Origin of the sequence: Amorphus coralli DSM 19760 (assembly GCF_000374525.1) — a bacterium.
In the GTDB taxonomy this organism is placed as follows: Bacteria; Pseudomonadota; Alphaproteobacteria; order Rhizobiales; family Amorphaceae; genus Amorphus; species Amorphus coralli.
On the sequence record NZ_KB894573.1, the window covers coordinates 429,285 to 453,854 of the forward strand.

Annotated in this window: 18 protein-coding genes; 11 read left to right on the top strand and 7 right to left on the bottom strand. The window is 68.5% G+C overall.

The genetic code is table 11. From position 1 onward, the window contains the following. The first annotated feature begins 187 nt into the window (after positions 1 to 187). Positions 188 to 1,090 carry a DMT family transporter gene (locus C507_RS0112760; RefSeq protein WP_156829286.1) on the top strand — a complete coding sequence of 301 codons (903 nt, stop codon included), beginning with the start codon at positions 188 to 190 and terminating at the stop codon, positions 1,088 to 1,090. 224 nt (positions 1,091 to 1,314) lie between these two features. On the opposite strand, the gene C507_RS0112765 is transcribed toward C507_RS0112760, so the two are convergent. Continuing rightward, the gene (locus tag C507_RS0112765; protein WP_018700098.1) at positions 1,315 to 2,232 is read right to left on the bottom strand and encodes a YihY/virulence factor BrkB family protein; all 918 of its coding nucleotides are present in this window, start codon (positions 2,230 to 2,232) and stop codon (positions 1,315 to 1,317) included. A gap of 117 nt (positions 2,233 to 2,349) precedes the next feature. On the opposite strand from C507_RS0112765, the gene C507_RS0112770 reads away from it, so the two are divergent. Beyond that, a complete protein-coding gene (locus tag C507_RS0112770; RefSeq protein WP_018700099.1) occupies positions 2,350 to 4,032 on the top strand; it encodes an acyl-CoA dehydrogenase family protein in 1,683 nt (560 codons plus the stop codon). A 679-nt stretch (positions 4,033 to 4,711) separates the two neighbouring features. Here C507_RS0112770 and C507_RS0112775 read toward each other — a convergent pair. Further along, positions 4,712 to 5,203 carry a winged helix-turn-helix transcriptional regulator gene (locus C507_RS0112775; protein WP_018700100.1) on the bottom strand — a complete coding sequence of 164 codons (492 nt, stop codon included), beginning with the start codon at positions 5,201 to 5,203 and terminating at the stop codon, positions 4,712 to 4,714. Between the two features lie 96 nt (positions 5,204 to 5,299). Between C507_RS0112775 and C507_RS0112780 the strand changes: the two genes are divergently transcribed. Both C507_RS0112780 and C507_RS0112785 read left to right on the top strand, forming a co-directional pair. Continuing rightward, positions 5,300 to 5,959, top strand: a complete 660-nt coding sequence (locus C507_RS0112780) for a glutathione S-transferase family protein (protein ID WP_018700101.1) — start codon at positions 5,300 to 5,302, stop codon at positions 5,957 to 5,959. A gap of 21 nt (positions 5,960 to 5,980) precedes the next feature. Next, positions 5,981 to 6,529 (top strand): dihydrofolate reductase family protein, encoded by a 549-nt coding sequence (locus C507_RS0112785; RefSeq protein ID WP_018700102.1) that lies wholly within the window; start codon positions 5,981 to 5,983, stop codon positions 6,527 to 6,529. 223 nt (positions 6,530 to 6,752) lie between these two features. Here C507_RS0112785 and C507_RS0112790 read toward each other — a convergent pair whose 3' ends face one another. Then, positions 6,753 to 8,177 (bottom strand): glutamate synthase subunit beta, encoded by a 1,425-nt coding sequence (locus C507_RS0112790; protein WP_018700103.1) that lies wholly within the window; start codon positions 8,175 to 8,177, stop codon positions 6,753 to 6,755. Between the two features lie 216 nt (positions 8,178 to 8,393). Beyond that, complete coding sequence (gene gltB / locus C507_RS0112795) at positions 8,394 to 13,034, bottom strand: glutamate synthase large subunit (RefSeq protein ID WP_245559689.1); 4,641 nt, start codon at positions 13,032 to 13,034, stop codon at positions 8,394 to 8,396. A gap of 877 nt (positions 13,035 to 13,911) precedes the next feature. Between gltB and acs the strand changes: the two genes are divergently transcribed. Next, entirely contained in the window at positions 13,912 to 15,858 is a 1,947-nt protein-coding gene (gene acs, locus C507_RS0112800) for an acetate--CoA ligase (RefSeq protein WP_018700105.1), read from the top strand. A 158-nt stretch (positions 15,859 to 16,016) separates the two neighbouring features. Continuing rightward, positions 16,017 to 16,853, top strand: coding sequence for an alpha/beta fold hydrolase (locus C507_RS0112805; RefSeq protein ID WP_018700106.1), 837 nt, complete (start codon positions 16,017 to 16,019; stop codon positions 16,851 to 16,853). 57 nt (positions 16,854 to 16,910) lie between these two features. Here C507_RS0112805 and C507_RS0112810 read toward each other — a convergent pair whose 3' ends face one another. After that, positions 16,911 to 17,489, bottom strand: a complete 579-nt coding sequence (locus C507_RS0112810) for a septation protein A (RefSeq protein ID WP_018700107.1) — start codon at positions 17,487 to 17,489, stop codon at positions 16,911 to 16,913. Between the two features lie 332 nt (positions 17,490 to 17,821). Here C507_RS0112810 and lptB point away from each other — a divergent pair, with 332 nt between their 5' ends. The 5 genes from lptB (at position 17,822) to leuC (ending at position 23,249) form a co-directional block, all read left to right on the top strand. After that, positions 17,822 to 18,802 carry an LPS export ABC transporter ATP-binding protein gene (lptB, locus tag C507_RS0112815; protein WP_083923524.1) on the top strand — a complete coding sequence of 327 codons (981 nt, stop codon included), beginning with the start codon at positions 17,822 to 17,824 and terminating at the stop codon, positions 18,800 to 18,802. Positions 18,803 to 18,880: 78 nt separating this feature from the next. Further along, the gene (gene rpoN / locus C507_RS0112820) at positions 18,881 to 20,437 is read left to right on the top strand and encodes an RNA polymerase factor sigma-54 (protein ID WP_018700109.1); all 1,557 of its coding nucleotides are present in this window, start codon (positions 18,881 to 18,883) and stop codon (positions 20,435 to 20,437) included. A gap of 181 nt (positions 20,438 to 20,618) precedes the next feature. Further along, positions 20,619 to 21,200 (top strand): ribosome hibernation-promoting factor, HPF/YfiA family, encoded by a 582-nt coding sequence (hpf, locus tag C507_RS0112825; protein WP_018700110.1) that lies wholly within the window; start codon positions 20,619 to 20,621, stop codon positions 21,198 to 21,200. An 84-nt stretch (positions 21,201 to 21,284) separates the two neighbouring features. Further along, on the top strand, positions 21,285 to 21,746 hold the full coding sequence (gene ptsN / locus C507_RS0112830; protein WP_018700111.1) for a PTS IIA-like nitrogen regulatory protein PtsN: 462 nt from the start codon (positions 21,285 to 21,287) through the stop codon (positions 21,744 to 21,746). Between the two features lie 90 nt (positions 21,747 to 21,836). Further along, positions 21,837 to 23,249, top strand: coding sequence for a 3-isopropylmalate dehydratase large subunit (gene leuC, locus C507_RS0112835; protein ID WP_018700112.1), 1,413 nt, complete (start codon positions 21,837 to 21,839; stop codon positions 23,247 to 23,249). A gap of 272 nt (positions 23,250 to 23,521) precedes the next feature. On the opposite strand, the gene C507_RS0112840 is transcribed toward leuC, so the two are convergent. Then, positions 23,522 to 23,881: a hypothetical protein gene (locus tag C507_RS0112840; protein ID WP_018700113.1), complete on the bottom strand. Its 360-nt coding sequence runs from the start codon at positions 23,879 to 23,881 to the stop codon at positions 23,522 to 23,524. 229 nt (positions 23,882 to 24,110) lie between these two features. Continuing rightward, positions 24,111 to 24,443 (bottom strand): hypothetical protein, encoded by a 333-nt coding sequence (locus tag C507_RS0112845; protein WP_018700114.1) that lies wholly within the window; start codon positions 24,441 to 24,443, stop codon positions 24,111 to 24,113. Positions 24,444 to 24,570 lie beyond the last annotated feature (127 nt).

The following is a 24,570-nucleotide window of genomic DNA, read 5'->3' on the forward strand; positions in this document are numbered from 1 at the left end:
TGTCGCGCCAACATGGTTAGCGCCGGGTTAACGCAGCCCTGCCCTGCACACTCGCCGGTTGAAGCCGGCGGGCGGCGGTGCTTTGGTCGCGCACCGGGCGATCCGCCCGCTCCCCGCTTCCGGTCCGCCGTCCAGGAGATGCCGATTTGCCGCGCCGACCCGCCCGTTCCACCGCGGTTCCCCTGCGATGAGTGAGAGAGGATCCGGCAAGCCCGGCGGCGGCTTGCTCGTCGAATGGGCGATCCCGTCGACCTTCGTCCTGCTCTGGTCGACCGGCTATATCGGCTCCAAGTTCGGCGCCCCCTACGCAGAACCCTTCACCTTCTTGGCGCTGCGCTTCGCCGCCGTGGTTGCCGTGATGGGCATCGCGATCCTTGTCACCCGGGCGCATTTCCCGGACAGCCGTGCGCGGATCCGCGATTCCGTCGTCATCGGCATGCTGATGCACGGCGTCTATCTGGGCGGCGTCTTCTGGGCCATCGCCCACGGCATGCCGGCGGGCGTCGCGGCCCTGATCGTCGGCCTGCAGCCATTGATGACGGCCATTGCCGCCAGCGTCGGGCTGGGCGAGCGCCTGTCCATGCGCACCCTCGCGGCGCTGGCCGTCGGCCTCGTCGGCGTCGGCTTCGTGCTCGGTCCCCGCTTCACCCTCAGCGCCGGCGGCATCACGCCGGCCACCATCGTGGCGGTGCTGATCTCCGTCGTCGCGATCTCGTCGGCCACCGTCTACCAGAAGCGCTTCGCCACCGACATGAACCTGTGGATCGGCGGCCTGCTGCAATATGCCGGCGGTCTCGCCATCGCCCTGCCGGTGGCGCTCCTCACCGAGACCATGGTGGTGGACTGGACGCCGACCTTCATCCTCACCCTCACCTGGCTGGTGCTGGTCCTCTCCGTCGGTGCCGTCACGCTGTTCATGATCCTGATCCGCGCCGGTGCCGTCTCCAAGCTCGCCACCCTGTTCTACCTGGTGCCGGCCGTCACCGCGCTGATGGGCTTCGCCTTCTTCGGCGAGGATCTCCTGCCGCTACAGATCTTCGGCATGGCGCTCGCCTCGCTCGCCGTCGCGCTGGCCGGGCGGAAGAGCTAAAGCAATCCCGGGAAAACTGCTCTTGCGGTTTTTCCGTTCGGGATTGCGGCTCAAAAACTCCCCTCACGCCGAGTTCGCTTGCGCTCACCGGCTCCGGGTGGGCGGCCGCCGGCCGGCGCGCAGTCGCGCGCTGATCGACCAATCCCAGGAAAAGTGCTTTTGCGGTTTTCCGTCCGGGATTGTGGCTCAAAAAGACTCCCCTCACCCCCGACGCGACGCGCCCCTCAGTCCGACACCGGCGTGATGGACCGCTCCGAGCGGTAGCGCAGCAGCGCGGCGTTGATCTCCGCCCCGAGGATCAAAAGCCCGGCGGAGAGATAGAGGAACACCACCGCCGTCATGATGCCGGCAAGCCCCGCATAGGTCGCCGCGTAGTTGGCGAAATCCTTCAGGTAGTAGCCGAAGCCCGCCGCCCCGATCAGCCAGAAGGCCAGCGTCGCCGCGATGCCCGGCAACAGGTCGGCGAAGCGCCGCCGCCCCGCCGGCAGCCAGACGTGCGCCGCCACCAGCGCCACCACGATGATCATCGCCGCCAGGAAGAAGCGCGACAGGTGGAAGATCTTGGAGAAGGTCACCATCCACGGCGCATAGAGGAGCAGGTTCGACCACGTGATCGGCCCCAGCACCAGGAGCACCCCCACCGCCAGCATCGTCAGCGAGCCGAACGACACGAACCCGAGGCTCTGCAGCCGGCGGAAGATCAGGCCCCGGTCCTCGTTCGCCCGGTAGGCCCGGTTGAGGGCCAGACGCAGCGCCTCGATGCCATTGGAGGCCACCCAGATCGACGCCACGAACGACACCGTGAGCAGGCTGCCCCGCGGTCGGTCGAGCACCGCCGACACCTCGCCGGCGATGGCGTCGGCGACGCTGCGCGGCCAGGTGGAGAAGACCAGCGACGTCGCCTCCGTCGCCAGCTCCTGCGAGCCGAACATGGCGGCCAGCGTGCCCAGGATCACCAGGAACGGAAACAGCGACAACAGCATCGACAGCGCCACGTGGCTGGCGATGGCCCAGCCGTCGTCGGCGTCGAAGCGCACCACCGCGCTCGATATCACCCGCCAGGTGGCGCCCACCCACGGCACCCGGCGCAGCAGCTGGCGCATGTGCTCCCGGTAGCGGTGATGGTGGTCGGCGAAGGCCATGGCGGCTGTCCGGGTCCTCAACGCGTGGGGCGGTCTATGCCGCAATGCACAACTTCATTTGCCGATCCCCCCGACCTGTCTATATCGTCTTGCCGGGGAGTTGCCAGGGAGGTTGCCATGCGCGCAGACGAAGTTGGACCCACGATCGCACCGGATCAGCTCGTGGAGCGCGCCCGCGAGGCGGTCTCCGCCGTCGAGGCGCTCGCCGAGCGCGCCCGCGCCAGCCTGCGCGCCGAACTCGTGGTCGACGGCCGCATCGACGCCGCCCGGCTCGAGGCCGACCAGCACGCCGTGCATGGTTACGCCTGGCTCGCCACCTATGTCGAGGCGCTGCGCGAGATGGCCGACTACGCCGCCCGGCTCTCCGGCGAAGGCGCGCTGGGCGACACCGAGCTGCTCATCCTGAGCATCGGCTTCGGCGAGTATCTTTCCCAGGTCTTCGGCGGCATCCCGATGAATCAGGGCGAGATCGTGCGGCTGGCCGATCTCGGCCTCGACGACGACACGGTCGCTCCGGCCCGCACCGACGCCGTGCGCTGGTTCCTGGCCGAGGGCAACACCCGCGCCACCCGCGCGGCACTGGCGGAGATCCTCGCGGTCCACGACATCGGCTCGCCGGTGGGCGCGCTCGGCCTCGACGAGACCATCGAGGCAATGCGGGTGGAGATCCACCGCTTCGCCGAGGCCGAGGTCGCACCGTACGCCCACGAGTGGCACCTGAAAAACGACTACATCCCCATGGACGTGGTGGAGAAGATGTCGGAGCTCGGCGTCTTCGGCCTGACCATCCCCGAGGCCTATGGCGGGCTGGAGCTCGGCAAGGAGGCCATGTGCGTGGTCTCCGAGGAGCTGTCGCGCGCCTATATCGGCGTCGGCTCGCTGGGCACCCGCTCCGAAATCGCCGCCGAGCTCATCCTCGGCGGCGGCACCGAGACCCAGAAGGAAGACTGGCTGCCGAAGATCGCCTCGGGCGAGGTGCTGCCGACGGCCGTCTTCACCGAGCCCAACACCGGCTCCGATCTCGCCTCGCTGAAGACGCGCGCGGTGAAGGACGGCGACGTCTACCGGGTCAGCGGCAACAAGACGTGGATCACCCATCCCGTCCGCGCCGACCTGATGACGCTCCTGGTGCGCACCGATCCGTCCGAGAGCGGCTATCGCGGCCTGTCGATGCTGCTGGCCGAAAAGCCGCGCGGCACCGACGCCGATCCGTTCCCGGCGGACGGCATGTCTGGCGGCGAGATCGAGGTGCTGGGCTATCGCGGCATGAAGGAATACGAGATCGCCTTCGACGGCTTCGAGGTGGCCGCCGACGCGCTTCTCGGCGGCGTCGAGGGCCAGGGCTTCAAGCAGCTGATGCAGACATTCGAGGCGGCCCGCATCCAGACCGCCGCCCGCGCCATCGGCACCGCCCAGGCGGCCTTCGAGTTCGGCCTGCGCTATGCCCGCGAGCGCGTACAGTTCGGCAAGCCTATCTTCGGGTTCCCGCGGGTCTCCGACAAGCTCGTCATGATGGCGGTGGAGATCGCGCTCGCCCGCCAGCTCACCTATTTCTCCGCCCGAGAGAAGGACTCCGGCCGGCGCTGCGACCTGGAGGCCGGCATGGCCAAGCTGCTCGCCGCCCGCGTCGCCTGGGCTGCGGCCGACAACGCCGTGCAGATCCACGGCGGCAACGGGTTCGCGCTGGAATACCCGATCTCCCGGGTGCTCTGCGACGCGCGCATCCTCAACATCTTCGAAGGCGCCGGCGAGATCCAGGCCCAGGTCATCGCGCGGCGGCTGCTGGACGGGAGCAACTGAGCAATCCCAGGAAAAGTGGGAACCGGTTTTCCGTCCGGGATTGCGGCAAAAGGAATCCGTCACGCCGAGTGCGCTGGTGCGGGATCTTTTCGCTCACGCGAGTTCACTTCGTTCGCCGCTGCGCGGACGCGCCCTGACCGGGCGGCGGACAGTCGTCCGCTGGTGGGAGTGATGCGGGAAGGCCGTGCCTTTTTCTCCGCTCATTCCCGCGAAGGCGGGAATCCAGGGCCGCAGGCCGCAGCCTGTCCCTTTACCCCCTCACGCCGAGTGCGCTGGCGCGCACCGGCTCCGGGTGGGCCGCCTCCGGCCGACGCGCGGTCGCGCGCTGGTGGGTGCTGACCGGCAAGGCGGAGATTGTCTCACGCCGACGCCCGCCATTTTCTCCGCTCACTCCCGCGAAAGCGGGAGTCCATAGGGCCTATCGGCAGGCTCAGGCGGAATGATGGGTTAATCTAACACCCGTCTCATACTCCTCTCCTTCCGGCGAAGGCTGGAACCCAGTTGGGGCAGAAAATCCGGAGAACCCTGGCGAGAGGATGCGCGCTGCCACTGGCAACGGGCCTCGTCCCCCACACCGCCTGTTGCGACCTCGGCAACTGGGTTCCAGCCTTCGCTGGAAGGAGCGGGTGGGGAGAGGTCGGGAGAAAACCGGCGCGTCGCTATCCCTTCTCGGCCATTCCTAGCCCTTCTCCGCCATCGCGGTCTCATAGGCCGCCTGCAGCTCGACGAACACCGACCGCTCCGGCGGCGGCGCGGCGAGATGCAGATGGCGCAGCTCGTCCATGAACGCCTCCCAGAGGGGCGGCCCGCCGTCCTCCAGGAGCCCGGCGCGCACCGACAGCTCCCGGCTCGGCCGGGTGTGGCGGCGGCCCCAGGCGCCCATCTGGGCGAGCAGCGGCACCAGCTCGATCGAGGCCTCGGTGAGGCTGTAGATCGCCTTCTGCCGGTGGGCCGGGTCCGGCTCGCGGCTCAGGAGCCCCGCCGCCGTCAGCCGCTTCAGGCGGTCGGCGAGGATGTTGGAGGCGATGCCCTCCTCGCTGGAAGACAACAGCGCGCCGTAGCTGCGCCGGTTGCCGAACATCACGTCGCGGATGACGATCAGGCTCCAGCGGTCGCCGAGCTGTTCCAGGGTCAGGTTGATCGGGCACCCCGATCGGCCGTGCTGCGCCATGCGACTCGCTCCAGTCCCTCCACTTGCAATATGCAAGCAGATGGGCTACCCATCAACCACTTGCAATAAACAAGTGGATTTGAGGGAAGGACCGCCATGTCGCTCGCGCTCTACGGACACCCGTTTTCCTCCTACACCCAGAAGGTCCTGATCGCGCTCTACGAGACCGACACGCCCTTCGACTTCCACTGCCTGGAGCCGGATCAGACGGAAAACATGGCCGAATGGCTGCGCCGCTGGCCGCTGCAGCGCTTCCCGCTGCTCGTCGACGACGGCCGCACGGTGGTGGAATCCTCCATCATCATCGAGCACCTGCAGCTCGCCCATCCGGGCCCCGTCCGCCTGTTGCCCGAAGACCCGGCGGCGGCGCTCGACGTGCGGTTCATGGACCGCTTCTTCGACTATCACGTGATGGACGCCATGCAGGTCGCGGTGGACGCCGCGCTGAACCGGGCGCCGGTCTCCAAGGACCGGGGCCTCGAGATCGCCGCCGAGAAGCTGGAGCGGGCCTATGGCTGGCTGGAAGGCGCGCTCGCCGGGCGCACCTGGGCCGCGGGCGAGGACTTCACCATGGCCGACTGCGCCGCCGCGCCCTCCCTCTTCTACGCCGACTGGACCCACCCGATCCCGGAGACCTGTCCGACGCTGCGCGCCTACCGGGCGCGGCTCCTGGCGAGACCCTCGATGGTCCGCTGCGTCGACGGCGGCCGGCCGTTCCGCCACTATTTCCCCCTCGGCGCGCCCGACCGCGACTGAGCCGCCAGAAAGGCCCCCGCGATGCGCCCCCTGCGCTATTCCCTCAACGTGACCCTCGACGGCTGCTGCGATCACAACGCCGTCCCGGCCGACGAAAGCCTGCACCGCCATGCGGCCTCGACCCTTGAGCGGGCCGACGCACTGCTGCTCGGGCGGGTGACCTACCGGATGATGGAGGAGGCGTTCCGGCAGCCGGGACCCTCCGACGCGAGAATGAGCGAAACGGACCCCTTCCCCGGGATTATCGACGCGGCGAAGAAGTACGTTGTCTCGACCACGCTGGAGCGGGTCGACTGGAACGCCGAGCTGCTGCGCGGGGATCTGGGGAGCGCGGTGCAGGCGCTGAAGGACATGCCCGGCAAGGGGCTGCTGGTCGGCGGCGTGACGCTGCCGCTCGCCCTGGCGGAGCTGGGGCTGATCGACGAGTACGAGTTCGTCGCCCATCCCCGGGTCGCGGGCCACGGGCCTGCGGCGCTCGCCGGCCTGTCGAAGCCCCTGGACCTCAGGCTCGTGGAGCGGATCGAGCTCAGCTCCGGCGCGGTGGCGCTGCGCTACGAGCCCAGGAGCTAGCCCCCATCCTCCGCTAACTCCCGTGAAAGCGGGAGTCCATGCGGCCTGTCGGCAGGCGCCGAACGGAATGCTGGGTTACTCCAACACCCGCACAATCCTCCGCTCATTCCGACGGAAGTCGGAATCCAGGGCCGCAGGTCACAGCTTCGGAGTTCGGGCGCCCTGGACCCCGGCTTTCGCCGGGGTGAGCGGATTTCGGGGCTGAGGTGGGAGAAAATCACCCCTACCTGGGCAGCGTCGACGCCCCCGTCAGGTAGATGTCGATGGCCCGCGCCGCCTGGCGGCCTTCCTTGATCGCCCAGACCACCAGCGACTGGCCGCGGCGCACGTCGCCGGCGGCGAACACCTTCTTGACGTTGGTCTGGTAGCCCTCGGTGTCAGCCGCCACGTTGCCGCGCCGGTCGCGCTCGAGCGTCGACAGCTCGTCCAGGTAGGTGCCCTGCTTGGGGCCGGAGAAGCCGATGGCGATGAGCACCAGGTCGGCCTTCAGCAGGAACTCGGTGCCCTCGATGGGCCGGCGCTTCTCGTCGACACGGGCGCACTGGACATGGGTCGCGCGGCCGTTCTTGCCGACGATGCCGAGCGTCGCCGCGGCGAACTCGCGTTCCGCGCCTTCCGCCTGGCTGGACGAGGTGCGGAACTTGGTCGGCCAGTAGGGCCAGACCGTCAGCTTGTCCTCCTTCAGCGGCGGCATCGGGCGGATGTCGAGCTGGGTGACGGTGAGCGCGCCCTGGCGGAACGACGTGCCGATGCAGTCGGACGCCGTATCGCCGCCGCCGATGACCACCACGTGCTTGCCGCCGGCGAGGATCGGCTCCTCGTCGAAGGTCTCGCCGCCGACGCGGCGGTTCTGCTGCACCAGGAACGGCATGGCGTAGTGGACGCCGGTCAGGTCCATGCCCGGCAGGCCCGGGTCGCGCGGATGCTCGGCGCCGGCCGCGATCAGCACCGCGTCATGCCCGTCGATGAGCTCCTGCATGGTCGCGTTCACGCCGATGTCGACGCCGTAGTGGAAGGTCACGCCTTCCGCCTCCATCTGGCGGACGCGCCGCTCGATGTGGTGCTTCTCCATCTTGAAGTCGGGAATGCCGTAGCGCAGCAGGCCGCCGGCCTTGGGCTCACGCTCGTAGACGTGGACGGAGTGGCCGACCCGGGCGAGCTGCTGTGCCGCCGCCATGCCGGCCGACCCGGCGCCGATCACGGCCACGGTCTTGCCGGTCTGGAAGTTGGCCGGCTGCGGCCGCACCCAGCCATTGTCCCAGGCCTTGTCCGCGATGGCCTGCTCGATGGTCTTGATGGAGACCGGCACGTCCTCGAGGTTCAGCGTGCAGGCTTCCTCGCACGGCGCCGGGCAGACGCGGCCGGTGAACTCGGGGAAGTTGTTGGTGGAGTGCAGGTCGTAGGCCGCGCCCTGCCAGTCGTCGGAATAGACCAAGTCGTTCCAGTCCGGGATCTGGTTGTCCACCGGGCAGCCCTGCGGCCCGTGGCAGTAGGGAATGCCGCAATCCATGCAGCGGGCGGCCTGGCGCTGCACCTCCTGCTCGGACAGGGGCAGCGTGAACTCGCGAAAATGGCGCACCCGGTCGGATGCCGGCTGGTACTTCTGGTCCTGCCGGTCGATCTCAAGAAAACCCGTCACCTTGCCCATTCGGCCAATCCTGCCTTGACGTCGTCGTTGTCTCGTCTGCGCCACGCATCGCGCGCGCCCGGTGTCCGCCGCGGGTCCCCACGGCGGCCGGTCCGTCCCCTGTCCCCAGCCTGATAAAGGCGTTTCAGAGAAGGGTCGAGCCGGCGGTCTCCGTGCGGTCCGGTTTTCGGCCGCGTCCGGTGTCCGCCTTCCATGCCCGCGCGGGCGTCACCGCGCTCACTCGGCCGCCACGCCGACCCGCGCCCGCTCCATCTCGCGGAGCGCGCGCCGGTACTCCACCGGCATCACCTTGACGAACTTGGGACGGAACGTCTCCCAGTTGTCGAGGATCATCTGGCCGCGGCTGGAGCCCGTGTGCTCGACGTGGGCGGCGATCAGCGTGCGCAGCCGCTCGTCGTCGTGGTGGGTCATGTCGGAGGACACGTCCACCCGGCCCTTGGTCTCCACGTCGCCGCCGTGGTGGTGCAGCTTCTCCAGGAGGTCGTCCTCCTCCACCACCGGCTCCAGGTCGACCATCGCCAGGTTGCAGCGCGACGGGAAGTCGCCCGCCTCGTCCAGCACGTAGGCGACGCCGCCCGACATGCCGGCCGCGAAGTTACGCCCGGTCTGGCCGAGGACCACCACCACGCCGCCGGTCATGTACTCGCAGCCGTGGTCGCCGGCGCCTTCGACGACGGCGATCGCACCGGAGTTGCGCACCGCGAAGCGCTCGCCCGCGACGCCGCGGAAATAGCACTCGCCGTCCACCGCACCATAGAGCACCGTGTTGCCGACGATCATCGAGCGCTCCGGCTCGAACTGCACGTTCTCCGGCGGCCGCACGATGATCTTGCCGCCCGACAGGCCCTTGCCGACATAGTCGTTGGCGTCGCCGATCAGGTTGAGCGTCACGCCCTTCATCAGCCACGCGCCCAGCGCCTGGCCCGCCGTGCCGCGCAGCGTGATGTGGATCGTGTCGTCCGGCAGCCCGTCGTTGCCGTGGTGCTTGGCGACCTCGCCCGACAGCATGGCGCCGGCCGAGCGGTCGACGTTGCTGATCGTCTCCTCGATGCGCACCGGCGTCTTGTGGGCGATGCCGGAGATGGCCTGCTTGATCAGCCGGCGGTCGAGCACCTCGTCGATCGGGTGGTTCTGGCGGGCCGTGTGATAGAGGTCCTCCGGCTCACCCTCGGCGCGGAAGAACACCCGGTCGAAGTTCAGGCTCTTGGCCTTGAAGTGGTCGATCAGGCGCGTCTGGTCGAGGATCTGGGTCTGGCCGATCAGCTCGTTCAGGGTGCGCACGCCCAGCTGCGCCATCAGCTCCCGGGCCTCCTCGGCCACGAAGAAGAAGTAGTTGATGACGTCCTCGGGGGTGCCCTTGAAGCGCTTGCGCAGCACCGGGTCCTGGGTGGCGATGCCCACCGGGCAGGTGTTCAGGTGACACTTGCGCATCATCAGGCAGCCGGTGGCGATCAGCGGCGCGGTGGCGAAGCCGAACTCGTCGGCGCCCAGGATCGCCCCGATGATCACGTCGCGGCCGGTCCGCATGCCGCCGTCCACCTGCAGCGCCACCCGCGAGCGCAGCCCGTTCAGGACCAGCGTCTGGTGCGCTTCCGCCAGGCCCATCTCCCACGGCGAACCCGCGTGCTTGATGGAGGTCAGCGGCGAGGCGCCGGTGCCGCCCTCGAAGCCGGCGATGGTGATGTGGTCGGCCCGCGCCTTGGCGACGCCCGCGGCCACCGTTCCGACGCCCACTTCCGACACCAGCTTCACCGAGATGTCGGCGTCCGGGTTGACGTTCTTCAGGTCGAAGATGAGCTGTGCCAGGTCCTCGATCGAATAGATGTCGTGGTGCGGCGGCGGCGAGATTAGGCCAACGCCCGGCGTGGAGTGCCGGACCTTGGCGATGATCGCGTCGACCTTGTGGCCGGGCAGCTGGCCGCCCTCGCCGGGCTTGGCACCCTGGGCCATCTTGATCTGGATCTGGTCGGCGTTGACCAGGTACTCGGTGGTGACGCCGAAGCGGCCCGAGGCCACCTGCTTGATGGCCGAGCGCTTGGAATCGCCGTTGGGTAGCGTCAGGAAGCGCTCCGCCTCCTCGCCGCCCTCGCCGGTGTTCGACTTGCCGCCGATGCGGTTCATGGCGATCGCCAGCGTCTCGTGGCTCTCCTTGGAGATCGCCCCGAACGACATGGCGCCGGAGGCGAACCGCCGGACGATCTCCGAGGCCGGCTCGACTTCCTCGATCGGGATCGCCGTCGCGCCGCGCTCCTCCGCCGGCTTCAGCCGGAACAGGCCGCGCACCGTGTAGCGACCGGCGTCCTCATTCACCAGGTTGGCGTAGGCGACATACTCGTCGCGCTGCTTGGTGCGGACGGCATGCTGCAGGTGGGCGATGACGTCCGGCCCCCACATGTGGCTCTCGCCGCGGGTGCGGTAGGCGTACTCGCCGCCCACGTCCAGGCTGCGCACCAGGAGCGGGTCGTCGCCGAAGGCGGAGACGTGCCGGCGCACGGTCTCCTCGGCGATTTCCTGCAGGCCGATGCCGCTGATGGTGGTTGCCGTGCCGAAGAAGAAACGGTCGACGAGGTCGTCCGACAGGCCGACGGAATCGAAGATCTGCGCGCCGCAATAGGACTGGTAGGTGGAGATGCCCATCTTGGACATCACCTTCAGGATGCCCTTGTCGATGGACTTGATGTAGCGGAGCACCACCTCCTCGTCGTCGACCTCTTCCGGGAAGCCGGACTTCATCTCCGCCAGCGTCTCGAAGGCGAGATAGGGGTTGATGGCTTCCGCGCCGTAGCCCGCCAGCACGCAGAAATGATGGATCTCGCGCGGCTCGCCGGATTCCACGACGAGGCCCACCGACGTCCTGAGGCCCTTGCGGATCAGGTGATGGTGCACGCCCGCGGTGGCCAGCAGCGCCGGGATCGCGATGCGCTGCCGGCTCACCAGCCGGTCCGACAGGATGATGATGTTGAAGCCGTCCGCAACGGCCTTTTCCGCCCGGTCGCAAAGCCGCTCGATGGCTTCCGACATGCCGCCCGCGCCCTTCTCGGCGGAGTAGGTGCAGTCGAGCGTGATGGTCTGGAACTGGTTGTCGGCGATGTCGCCGATCTCGCGGATCTTCTCCAGGTCGTGGTTCGTCAGGATCGGCTGACGCACCTCGAGCCGCTTGCGGGTCGACAGCCCCTTCAGGTCGAAGAGGTTCGGCCGCGGCCCGATGAACGACACCAGGCTCATGACGAGCTCCTCGCGGATCGGGTCGATCGGCGGGTTCGTCACCTGGGCGAAGTTCTGCTTGAAGTAGGTGTAGAGCAGCTTCGGCTTGTCGGAGAGCACCGACAGCGGCGTGTCGGTGCCCATGGAGCCGATCGCCTCCTGCCCGATGGTCGCCATCGGCGCGAGCAGGAACTTCAGGTCTTCCTGGGTGTAGCCGAACGCCTGCTGGCGATCGAGCAGGCTCTCGTTGGTGGTCGGCGTGCGGCCGCGCACCGGAACGAGGTCCTCCAGCACCATCTGGGTGCGGTCGAGCCCCTTGCGGTAGGGGTTGGCGGTGGACAGCTGCCGCTTCACCTCCTCGTCGGAGATGATGCGCCCTTCCTCGGTGTCGATGAGCAGCATGCGGCCCGGTTGCAGGCGCCACTTGGAGACGATCTTCTCCTCCGGGATCGGCAGCACACCGACCTCCGACGCCATCACAACCAGCCCGTCCTCGGTCACCACGTAGCGGGCCGGGCGCAGGCCGTTGCGGTCCAGCGTCGCGCCGATCTGGCGGCCGTCGGTGAAGGCCACCGCCGCCGGCCCGTCCCACGGCTCCATCATCGCCGCGTGGTACTCGTAGAAGGCCTTGCGGTCGTCATCCATCAGCGGGTTGCCGGCCCAGGCTTCCGGGATCAGCATCATCACCGCGTGGGCGAGCGAGTAGCCGCCCTGGACGAGGAACTCCAGCGCGTTGTCGAAGCACGCGGTGTCCGACTGGCCCTCGTAGGAGATCGGCCAGAGCTTGTTGATGTCGGGGCCGTAGAGCTCCGATTCGGCGCTCGCCTGGCGCGCCGCCATCCAGTTGACGTTGCCGCGCAGCGTGTTGATCTCGCCGTTGTGGGCCACCATCCGGTAGGGATGCGCCAGCCGCCACGACGGGAAGGTGTTGGTGGAGAAGCGCTGGTGGACCAGCGCCATGGCGCTCTCGAAGCGCGGGTCGCTGAGGTCCTTGTAGTAGGGGCCCAGCTGGTCGGCCAGGAACATGCCCTTGTAGACCAGCGTCCGGCAGCTCATCGAGACGATGTAGAAGTCGGACTTCTCGCCCTCGGTCTCGCCGTAGATGGTGTTGGAGATGACCTTGCGCAGGATGTAGAGCTGGCGCTCGAAGGTCTCGTCATCGACGCCGGCGTCGCCGCGCCCGATGAACACCTGGGTGTGCACCGGCTCCACGTCGGTCACCAGCGGCGACAGGCCGGCATTGTCCACCGGCACGATGCGCCAGCCGAGCAGCACATGCCCCTCGTCGGCCACCGCCTTGGCGATGATCTCGCGGCAGTGCTCGCGCAGCGCCTCGTCGCGCGGCATGAACACCATGCCCACCGCGTACTGGCCCGCCTCCGGCAGCTCGAAGCCGAGTTCGCGGCATTCCTCCACCAGCAGCTGGTGCGGCACCTGGCACAGCATGCCGGCGCCGTCGCCCACCAGCGGGTCCGCGCCCACCGCGCCGCGATGCGTCAGGTTCTCCAGGATCTGGAGCCCCTGCTCGACGATGGTGTGCGAGCGGCGGCCATGCAGGTCGCAGACGAAGCCGACGCCGCAGGCATCGTGCTCCGCGCCCGGACGATACAGGCCCTCTTTGCCGGCCCGGGTCCGCGCGGCGCGCGCGGCCATGCCGCGGTCCTGCGTGCCCTCGCCCGCAAGGGCCGGGGCCGCGACGCTCACTGGTTCACCCGTGATCTTGCTCATCGTCCGCATGCCTCGTCTGGAGCCCGTTTCCCCGGCCTTGCGGCCGATGGCACCGGGTTCGCGTTCAACCACTTGAAGCGGCGTGCCGGCGGCGTGCCGGCCCGTGCTCCGGGGTCGGCAATCGGCGGAGCCTGGGCTCCGGACGACGACCGACCGATCTCGACTGTCTGGAGCAGCGCGCCGTCGGACGGCCCTGTGCTCCGGCGCGTCGGCTGTGCGGGCGGAGATCCGCCCGGTCGCTCGACGCTGAAACGCGCATGGATCCCGGGGGCGTTCGGTCCGGGCCTCCCCCCGGCATGCTGAGCCCCCGTCCGGCGTTATCCCGGCAGACTTCGGCCGATCGGGTCGCATCTCCGCTCGGGAGATTGCGGCTCGATCGATCGGTCGATCGCTGCCGGAAACGCCGCGCAGTTCTTGTGGCCGTTCTCCGGGTGCGCCTGCGCTGCGCCCCGTCCGGCGATCGGCTTATACCGTCCGCAGGCCGTGGTCGCCATCATCCAACCGGACGCCCTGGATTTCCAGCCCCAACGCTCCGTTCCGGTCGATTTATGACAGCAATCCTGTCCTAATCTCTTGCCAGAAATTGCCAGAAGAACGCCGTTTTCGCAAGATGTGTGCTGACAGCGGGTGCCCGCCCCCCTCGAAAGCCCCGGATTTCCTGGAATTCCTCCAGTCACGCGCGCCATGACGCGACCCTGTGGCGCGGGCAACCGTGCCGTGTAGACGCGACCGGGGTCCGTTCGCATAATGCGCCGCAAGTCGATGCCGGGCCGAACCTGGCCCGCCGAGAGGGAGGACACGCATGTCGGAGACCATCATCCCCGTTCAGGAATCGGTGGCGAAGGACGCCTATGTCGACGCCGCCGGCTACAAGGAGATGTATGAGCGGTCGATCGCCGATCCCGCCGCCTTCTGGGGCGAGCAGGCCAAGCGGATCGACTGGATCCGGCCGTTCACCAAGGTGAAGAACACCTCCTATGATCCGCACAACGTGTCGATCAAGTGGTTCGAGGACGGCACCCTCAACGTGTCCCACAACTGCGTCGACCGTCACGCGGAGAAGACGCCGGACAAGCCCGCCATCGTCTGGGAGGGCGATGATCCGAGCGAATCCCGGACCGTCACGTACGGCGAGCTGAAGGAACACGTCAGCCGCTTCGCCAATGTCCTCAAGGCGCACGGCGTCAACAAGGGCGACCGGGTCACCATCTACCTGCCGATGATTCTCGAGGCGGCCTACGCGATGCTCGCTTGCGCCCGCATCGGCGCCATCCACTCGGTGGTGTTCGCCGGCTTCTCGCCGGATTCGCTGGCCGGCCGCATCCAGGACTGCGGCTCCACCGTTCTCATCACCGCCGACGAGGGCCTGCGCGGCGGTCGCAAGATCCCGCTGAAGGCCAATGCCGACGCGGCCTGCGAGAAGTGCCCGACCATCGAGACCGTGCTGGTGGTGAAGCGCACCGGCGGCGACGTCTCCATGCAGGAAGGCCGCGACGTCTGGTACCATGACGTGTCCGGCGACGTGTCGTCCAACTGCCCGCCGGTGGAGATGGGCGCCGAGGATCCGCTGTTCATCCTCTACACGTCCGGCTCGACGGGCCAGCCGAAGGGCGTGCTGCACACCTCCGGCGGCTACCTGCTCTACGCCTCGATGACCCACCAGTACGTGTTCGACTACAAGCCGGACGAGGTCTACTGGTGCACCGCCGACGTGGGCTGGGTGACCGGCCACTCCTACATCGTCTACGGCCCGCTCGCGAACGGCGCCACGACGCTGATGTTCGAGGGCGTGCCCACCTACCCCGACGCCTCGCGCCACTGGCAGGTGATCGACAAGCACGACGTCGCCATCTACTACACCGCGCCCACCGCGATCCGGGCCCTGATGGGCGCCGGCGACGAGTTCGTGACGAAGACCTCGCGCGCCTCGCTGAGGATCCTCGGCTCGGTCGGCGAGCCGATCAACGCTGCCGCCTGGCTCTGGTACTACAACGTGGTCGGCGACGGCCGCTGCCCGATCGTCGACACCTGGTGGCAGACGGAGACCGGCGGCATCCTGATCACGCCGCTGCCCGGCGCCATCGACCTCAAGCCCGGCTCGGCCACCCTGCCCTTCTTCGGCATCAAGCCGGAAGTGGTCGACGCCAACGGCACCATCCTTGAGGGCGCCACCGAGGGCAACCTGATCATCACCGACTCTTGGCCCGGCCAGATGCGCACGGTCTACGGCGACCACGACCGGTTCGTGCAGACCTACTTCTCCGCCTATCCGGGCAACTACTTCTCCGGTGACGGCTGCCGCCGCGACGAGGACGGCTACTACTGGATCACCGGCCGCGTCGACGACGTCATCAACGTCTCCGGCCACCGCATGGGCACCGCCGAGATCGAATCGGCGCTGGTCGCCCACGAGAAGGTCGCCGAGGCGGCCGTGGTCGGCTACCCGCACGACCTCAAGGGCCAGGGCATCTATGCCTACGTCACCCTGATGGGGGGCGAGGAGCCCACCGAGGAGCTGCGCAAGGAGCTCGTCCAATGGGTGCGCCGGGAGATCGGCCCGATCGCCTCGCCGGACCTGATCCAGTTCGCGCCGGGCCTGCCGAAGACCCGCTCGGGCAAGATCATGCGTCGCATCCTGCGCAAGATCGCTGAGGACTCCTTCGACAATCTCGGCGACACCTCGACGCTGGCCGACCCGTCCGTGGTCGACGACCTGGTCGAGCACCGGATGAACCGCGCCGAGGGCTGACCGCCCTCTGCACCCGCGAAACGCAAAGGAGGCCGGGCGGCACGCTGCCGGGCCTTCTCTTTGGGAGTGTTGTTGACCGAGCCGCAACACGGGAGGCATGTGCGCTCAGAGTCCCGCATCCGAGCATGCTGCCCCGCCGCACACCTGAGAGCGACGTGATGATCGTCGAAACACGAAACATTCGTATTGCGTCGCAGACGTTCGGAGCGGCGAGCGATCCGGCCCTGCTCCTGATCATGGGCGCGACCGCCTCGATGCTGGGCTGGCCGGACGCGTTCTGCTCGGCCCTGGCGGACCGCGGGTTGTTCGTCATCCGCTTCGATCACCGCGACACCGGGCAATCCACGACCGTGCCGCCCGGCCAGTCGACCTATGCGGTTGAAGACCTGGCCGCCGATGTCATCGGCATCCTGGACGCCTACCAGGTCAAGACGGCCCATCTTCTCGGAATGTCGCTAGGCGGCCTTGTCGCGCAGATGGTGGCTTTGGACCATTCGGACCGCGTCCGGACCCTCACGCTCGTCGCCTCCGAACCCCTCGGTTGGGACGGATCGCCACTGCCGCGGATATCAGAGGATTTCCTCGCGCACTTCTCTGGTCTGAGCACGCTCGATTGGTCGGACGATGCCGCGGTGGCGGAATTCCTGCTGGGCAGTGAAAGGCTCTGCGCCGGCTCCGGTCAGGGCTTCGACGAACAGCAATTGCGGGCCCGGATCACGCAGGTCCTCGCGCGCACGGACAGCCCGGCAAGCATGTTCAACCACGCGTCCCTCGAGCTGCGCGCGGACTGGACCGGCCGTTTCCGGGACCTGTCGGTGCCTGTTCTTGTCCTTCACGGCGAGGAAGATCCGATCATCCCGGTCGAAAACGGCAGGGCCATCGCCTCGGCCATCGACGGGTCGGGGCTGATCGTGATGCCGGGTGTGGGACACGAACTCCCTGCGTCGCGCATACCCGTCATGGCAGACGCCATCGCGGCTCATCTGCTGAACTGATGCCGGCAGGCGAGCCTACTTGTCGGCCGGAGCCGATGGCGCCCGCCAACGCAGGACCTACGTCCCGTCCGTCTTGACGCCTTCGAGCTTGTGACGCTCGATCAGCGGGATCTGGGCCAGCGCGAAGACGATGGTGATCGGCATCACCCCGAACACCTTGAACGTCACCCAGGTGTCGCTGGAAAAGTTGCGCCAGACCACCTCGTTCAGCACCGCCAGGAAGACGAAGAAGAAGGCCCAGCGCAGGGTCAGCGCGCGCCAGCCGGCGTCATCGATGGCGATGACGGAGCCGAGCACGAGGCCCAGCAGCGGCCGCTTCCAGATGATCAGCCCGGCGAACAGCACACCGGCGAACAGCAGGTTCACGATGGTCGGCTTGAGCTTGATGAACAGCTCGTCCTGCAGCACCAGCGTCAGCCCGCCGAAGATCAGCACCACCACGCCGGTCACCACCGGCATCAGCGGCAGCCGCTTCTGCAGCAGGTAGGAGACGGCCAGCGCCACCACCGTTGCCGCCATGAACGCGCCGGTCGCCGTTAGCAGGTCGACACGCGCGTTGACCACGAAGAAGACGACGAGGGGGCCGAGCTCGAGCGCGAGCTTGAGCATCGGATTGATGGGTTTGGGTTCGGCCATGCCTCCATCTGCCGGGCGCGCGCGCGGCGATCAAGTCGAAAATCGACGCACCGCCTTCGCCGTGCCGCATCCCGACCGGACACCGCATCCGCGGCTGCGGGCTGGCGGGAGCCGCTCCGACGGCCCATATTCGGCGGCCTGGGCGCGGACCCGTCGCCCGGCGGCGTCGGGTCCGCTGCCGCAAAGCGTTAGGTCCCGGCCGGGATTCACCCTATGGGTCTTTTCATTGCGGCGCGGGATGATCTAACAGGAATTGGAATGAGACCAGAGTTGGAGCCCGCCTCGTGAATCGCCAGGAGCCGCCGCCTCGCCGCCGCAGGCCGGCACGGCCGATCACCGCGGATTCCAGGCCGGAGGGCGAGGCCCGTCCATCCGCCGATCCCGCAGCCGAGCCTGCTGCCGAGCCCAGGCGCCCCCGCCTGCGTCCCGCTGGCCCTCGGCCGGCGGCCGCTTCGGAGGCCGAGGGCGCCCCGAGGCCCGCTCGAAAGCCCCGCCCCGCGCCAGCCGGCAACGGCGCGCCGCCCCCCATGCGCAAGCCGCGCCGGGTGCGTCGCGGCGAAGGCGGCGAGGCGGGCGAGCCGCTGGGCGGCGACGGGCTTCTCGCGGTGCACGGCATCGCCAAGGCCTACCGCCGGCGCACCGTCGCCCACTCCATCTCCATCAACGTCAAGCGCGGCGAGGCCGTCGGCCTGCTCGGCCCGAACGGCGCCGGCAAGACCACCGTCTTCTACATGATTACCGGCCTAATCCGGCCGGATGCCGGCAAGATCACCCTCGACGGTTTCGACATCACCGGCCTGCCCATGTACCGGCGCGCCCGGCTCGGCATCGGCTACCTGCCGCAGGAAGCCTCGATCTTCCGGGGCCTGACGGTGGCCAACAACATCATGTCGGTGCTGGAGGTGGTCGAGCCGAACCGCAAGAAGCGCAAGGCGGAGCTGGAGAGCCTGCTCACCGAGTTCGGCATCACCCACCTGCGCGATTCCCCCGCCACCGCGCTGTCGGGCGGCGAGCGGCGGCGTTGCGAGATCGCCCGGGCGCTGGCCAGCCGTCCGTCCTTCATGCTGCTCGACGAGCCGTTCGCCGGCATCGACCCGATCGCCGTGGGCGACATCCAGGACCTCGTGCGCCACCTGACCCAGCGCGGCATCGGCGTGCTGATCACCGATCACAACGTCCGCGAGACGCTCGGCCTGATCGACCGCGCCTACATCATCGCCTCCGGCGAGATGCTGACCCAGGGCAGCCCGGCCGAGGTCGTGGCGCACCCCGACGTGCGCCGCCTTTACCTTGGCGAGCAATTTACCCTTTGATTCGGGGCAGGCGAGGCGCTACCCATAGGGAAGCGGCTACGCAAGAATTGGACCAACCATCGAAAATGGCGGTCGCCTGTGCCGATCAGTCTCGCGCCACGCCTTGATCTGCGGCCAACGCAGACCCTGATCATGACCCCGCAGCTGATGCAGGCCATCAAGCTGCTGCAGCTGACAAATCTCGAACTCTCCGCGGTCATCGACAGGGAACTGGAGGAAAATCCGCTCCTCGAGCGCGCCGATTCCGACACCGATCACGCCGATGCGGACGATGGTGGCGGCGCGGCCGAGCGGGCGTCCGTCGACGCCTCCGATCCCGGCGCGGCCGATGCCTCCGACGCCTCCGACGAGATCGCCCCTGCCGACCGCTTCGAGGATGCCTCGGGCGGCGACATGGACGTGCCCGTCAGCGCGCTGGATCCCGATGCACCCGCCGTGGCCGACGTCGCCCCGGAGGCGCTTGCCGGCGATCCCTGGCGCACCGTGGGCGCCGGCGGCAGCCGTCCCGACGAGCCCGTCGAGACGGCCGACGGCCAGTCCGCCACCCTGCGCGACCATCTCATCGAGCAGATCTCCCTCGGCTTCGAGCCGGGCGTGGAGCGCACCGTCGCCCTCTATCTGGTCGACTGCCTCGACGCCGCCGGCTACCTGCGCGACGAGGGCGACGACCTCTGCCGCCGCCTCGGCATCGCCCCGGCCCTGCTGGACGCCGTCATCGCCCGCTGCCAGCGGCTCGACCCGGTCGGCGTCTTCGCCCGCGACCTGACCGAATGCCTGTCGCTGCAGCTTGCCGAGGCCGGTCGCCTCGACCCGCCGATGACGCGCCTTCTGGACAATCTCGAGCGCGTCGCCCGGCGCGACTTCATCGGCCTGGAGCGCGCCTGCGGCGTCAGCGGGGCCCGGCTGGCGGAGATGCTCGGCGGCCTCAAGGCCCTCGACCCGCGCCCCGGCCACCGCTTCGACACCGAGCCGGTGCGCGCCGTGGTGCCGGACGTCCTCGTCACCCCGGATCCGGAGGGCGGCTTCCGGGTCGAGCTCAACGCCGACACCCTGCCCCGCGTGCTGGTCAATCGCGGCATCTACCAGACCGCCGTGCGCGCCGCCCGCAAGCCCGACGACCGCACCTATCTGTCGGAACGCCTGCAGGCGGCCAACTGGCTGGTGAAGAGCCTCGACCAGCGCGCCTCCACGATCCTCAAGGTGGCCGCCGTCATCGTCGAGCAGCAGGCCGGCTTCCTGGAGCACGGCGTGTCCCACCTGAAGCCGTTGACCCTGAAGATGGTGGCCGACGAGATCGGCATCCACGAATCGACCGTCAGCCGCGTCACCTCCAACAAGTATCTCGCCTGCGCGCGCGGCCTGTTCGAGCTCAAGACCTTCTTTTCCGCTTCGATTCCAGCCTCTTACGGCGCCGAGGCGCACTCCGCAGCCGCCGTGCGCCACCGCATCCGGCGGATGATCGACGGCGAGGGCGCGGAGAGCGTCCTGTCCGACGACGCGATCGTGAAGCAGCTCCGCGAGGACGGCGTCGACATCGCCCGGCGCACCGTCGCCAAGTACCGGGAAGCCATGCACATCCCCTCCTCCGTGCAGCGGCGGCGGGAGAAGCAGCACGCACTGCGTACGGCTCGTTGACCCTTGCGGCTGCGGCGTGCGGCGTTGACACTGTCCCGGCGCACTCGTAGAACCGCGCGGTTTCCGGCGGTGCCGACAGGCGCGCCAGGCTCCGGATTGCGGTCACCCCCTTGCCGCTCCGGATGGACGAAGAAAAAAGGGGCTTACCGAGACAGTTCTCGATCCTGCGACCGATACCCAGATGTTGAAGATTTCCGGCAAGAACATGGATATCGGCACCGCGCTCCGCGAACGCATCCAAGAGCGTGTCGACGAAGCGGTGCGGAAATATTTCGACGGCGGATACAGCGGCCAGGTCGTTGTCGAGCCCGAGGGCCACGGCTTCAAGACGGACTGCTCGGTCCACCTCGACACCGGCGTCGTGCTGAAGACCTCCGCCCAGGCCACCGACGCCACGGCGAGCTTCGACCAGGCTGCCGAGCGGGTCGAGAAGCGCCTGCGCCGCTACAAGCGCCGGCTCAAGTCGCACCAGCCGCAGCCCGGCGCCGAAGAGGCGTTCGAGGCCTCCGCCTTCGTGCTGGCCACGCCGGACGAGGATGAGGAAGTCCCGGTCGACTATTCGCCGGTGGTCGTCGCCGAAACCGCGACGCACATCCGCACGATGACGGTGGGCATGGCGGTTCTCGATCTCGACCTGACAGAGGCCCCGGTCGTTGTCTTCCGCAGCGCCGCCAACGGCGCCATCAACGTGGTCTACCGCCGCACCGACGGGAATGTCGGCTGGATCGACCCGGCCTTCGCAGACGGCTCCAAGAGCAGCTGATCCGCATATCGAGCCCCGGCCGCAAGAGCCGCAGCACGTCGCACGTCTGAGCGCTTCCGCTGCGGACCCGAACGGGAATTCGTCATGGAACTCAACGACCTCTTGAGCCTTGAGGGCGTCGTGCCCGCGTTGAAGGCCCAGAGCAAGAAGCAGGTCCTTCAGGAGATGGCGGCCAAGGCCGCCTCCCTCACCGGCCTGCCGGAACGCGAGATTTTCGACACGCTCCTGCACCGCGAGCGGCTCGGCTCCACCGGCATCGGCGATGGCATCGCCATTCCGCACGGCAAGCTCGTCCAGCTCGGCGGCATCGTCGGCGTGTTCGCCCGGCTCGACCGGCCGGTGGACTTCGACAGCCTCGACGACCAGCCGGTCGATCTCGTCTTCCTGCTGCTTGCGCCGGAGGGCGCGGGCGCCGACCATCTCAAGGCGCTGGCCCGGATCGCGCGCGTCTTGCGCGACGGCGAGACCGCCGCCAAGCTGCGCGCCTCGCGCGAGTCCGCCGCGCTCTATGCCCTGCTCACGCACCCCTCGGCCACGGTCGAGTGATGCGCGCCGGCCCGTTGCGCAGCGATCTTTTTTCGCCGCGCGCCGGTGCCCGAACTTGCCTTTCTGCGTAAACCGACCGAAGTAAGTGCCATGACGAAGCCCCGCACACTCTACGACAAGATCTGGGACGACCACGTGGTCGATCGGCAGGAGGATGGCACCACCCTCCTCTACATCGACCGCCACCTGGTTCACGAAGTCACCAGCCCGCAGGCATTCGAAGGCCTTCGCCTCACCGGCCGCAAGGTTCGCGCGCCGATGCGCACCCTTGCCGTGGTCGACCACAACGTGCCGACCACCGACCGGTCCCAGGGGATCGAGGATCCGGAATCGGCGATCCAGGTCGCGCAGTTGGGCGAGAACGCCAAGGAATTCGGCATCGAGTACTACAACGAGCTCGATCCGCGTCAGGGCATCGTGCACATCGTCGGTCCCGAGCAGGGCTTCACCCTGCCCGGCATGACCATCGTGTGCGGCGACAGCCACACCTCCACGCATGGCGCCTTCGGCGCGCTCGCCCACGGCATCGGCACCAGCGAGGTCGAGCACGTGCTCGCCACGCAGACGCTGTTGCAGCGCAAGGCGAAGAACATGCGCGTGACCGTCGACGGGACCATTCCCGAGGGCGTCACGGCGAAGGACATCATCCTGTCGATCATCGGCACCATCGGCACCGCCGGCGGCACCGGCCACGTGATCGAATATGCCGGCGAGGCCATCCGGGCGCTGTCCATGGAAGGCCGCATGACGGTCTGCAACATGTCCATCGAGGGCGGTGCCCGCGCCGGCATGATCGCGCCGGACGAGGTCACCTACGCCTACATCAAGGACCGTCGCCGCGCGCCGAAGAACGAGACCTTCGAGGCCGCCCGCGCCTACTGGGAATCGCTGCCCAGCGACGAGGGTGCGCACTTCGACAGCGAGATCCGTCTCGACGTCGCCAACCTGCCACCCATCGTCACCTGGGGCACCTCCCCGGACGCCGTCGCCTCCATCGAGGGCGAGATCCCGAACCCGGCCGACGCGCCCAACGAGGGCAAGCGCCGGGCGATGGAACGGGCGCTGGAATATATGGGTCTGACGCCGGGCACGAAGATCAAGGACATCGCGATCGACAAGGCCTTCATCGGCTCGTGCACCAACGGCCGCATCGAGGACCTGCGGGCCGTGGCCAAGGTGGTCGAGGGCCACCGGGTCCACGAAAGCGTCGAGGCGCTGATCGTTCCGGGCTCCGGTCTGGTGAAGGAGCAGGCGGAAGCCGAGGGTCTGCACAAGATCTTTCTCGCCGCCGGCTTCGAGTGGCGCGAGCCGGGTTGCTCCATGTGCCTGGCCATGAACGCCGACCGGCTGAAGCCGGGCGAGCGCTGCGCGTCCACCTCGAACCGCAACTTCGAAGGCCGCCAGGGCTTCCGGGGCCGCACGCATCTCGTGTCGCCGGCCATGGCCGCCGCCGCCGCGATCGCCGGCCGCTTCGTCGACATCCGGGAATTCGTCAAAGGCTGAGCAACGCCAGGAAAAGTGCTCTTGCGGTTTTCCGTCCGGCGTTGCGGGGATCAGAGCAATCCCAGGCGAAGTGGATACCGGTTCGCCGTCCGGCATTGCGATCTAGAAAGATCCCTCACGCCGAAAGCGCTTCGCGCACCGGCTCCGGATGAGCGACGCGAATTCCGCGTGAGGAAAAAAGAGAGCCGCATCGCGATCATTGCGATGCGGCTCTTTTCTTCTGCGGGTCGCCCCTCCCCGGGGTCGGCAGTTGGGCTCACCCGGTCAGCCCCTTACCGCCAGCGGCGGCCACCGCCGAAGAAGCAGGTCTCGCGCGGGACGATGCGGACGATCTTGCCGCGCGGCGTCCAGCGGACGATCTTGGTGGAGCGGACGCGACAGACCGGCCGGCCGTAACCGCGGCCATGCCCGCGCCAGTGGCGACGTCCATGGTCGCGCCGGTAATCCCGGCCCCGGTCGTAGCGGTGGTTGCGGCCGCCGCGGTCGGAGATCTCGACGGCCTTGGAGGTCTTGGACTGGGCGATGGCGGCGACAGCGCCTGCAGTCGGACCGGCGGCAGCGGCGGGAATCGCCGAAGTGGCGCCGAGCGAGGCAACGGTTGCGAAAACGATCATGGTCTTGCGAAGGATCATCCTTCTGCTCCTCTGGTGGAGACGGCGCGTCTGCCGTCGATGAGAGGAAGCTAGGCCCCTGCCGCTGAACCCGACCTGAGGCGGCCGTTTATCCGAGGTTCAGGCTGGGAGCCCGGGCTTCGAGACCGATCGGCGCGCCCCCTGCGAGCGCCGCGCACGCAAAAAGGCCGCCCCGGGACTGGCTCGGAGCGGCTCTCTCTGGTCGGCTGGGGCGGGCCGGACAGGCGCGTCAGTGCCAGCGCGGACCGACGGTGCGGCAGCTCTTCTTCGGGATCATGCGGATTACCTTGCCCTGGCGCGTGTGTTCCACAACGCGCACCTTCTGGACGGTGCACAGCTGGCGTGCCGTGGCGTGGTTGTGGCGCAGCATCCGCCCGCTGCGGCCGTATCGATCGCGGTCGTGATGCGAGCGATGGCCGCGCACATCGTGAACCTGCACGACACCGGCCTGGGACGCGGCCCCGGCAGACGTCTGCCCCCAGCCGGCGGCTGCGGCCGGGGCGAGGCTAGCCGCGCCCAGCGAGGCGATCGTGGCGAGGGCGATCATCGACTTGCGGATCATGTCTCTTCTCCTGTCGCGGCAGCACACCGTGGCCGCCGATGCAGACAACGCTAGCGATGGCCGGCTGAACCCGATGTGAGACCGGCATTCATCCGGCGTTCAGGCAGGCGGCCGCCGCAACCTGCCT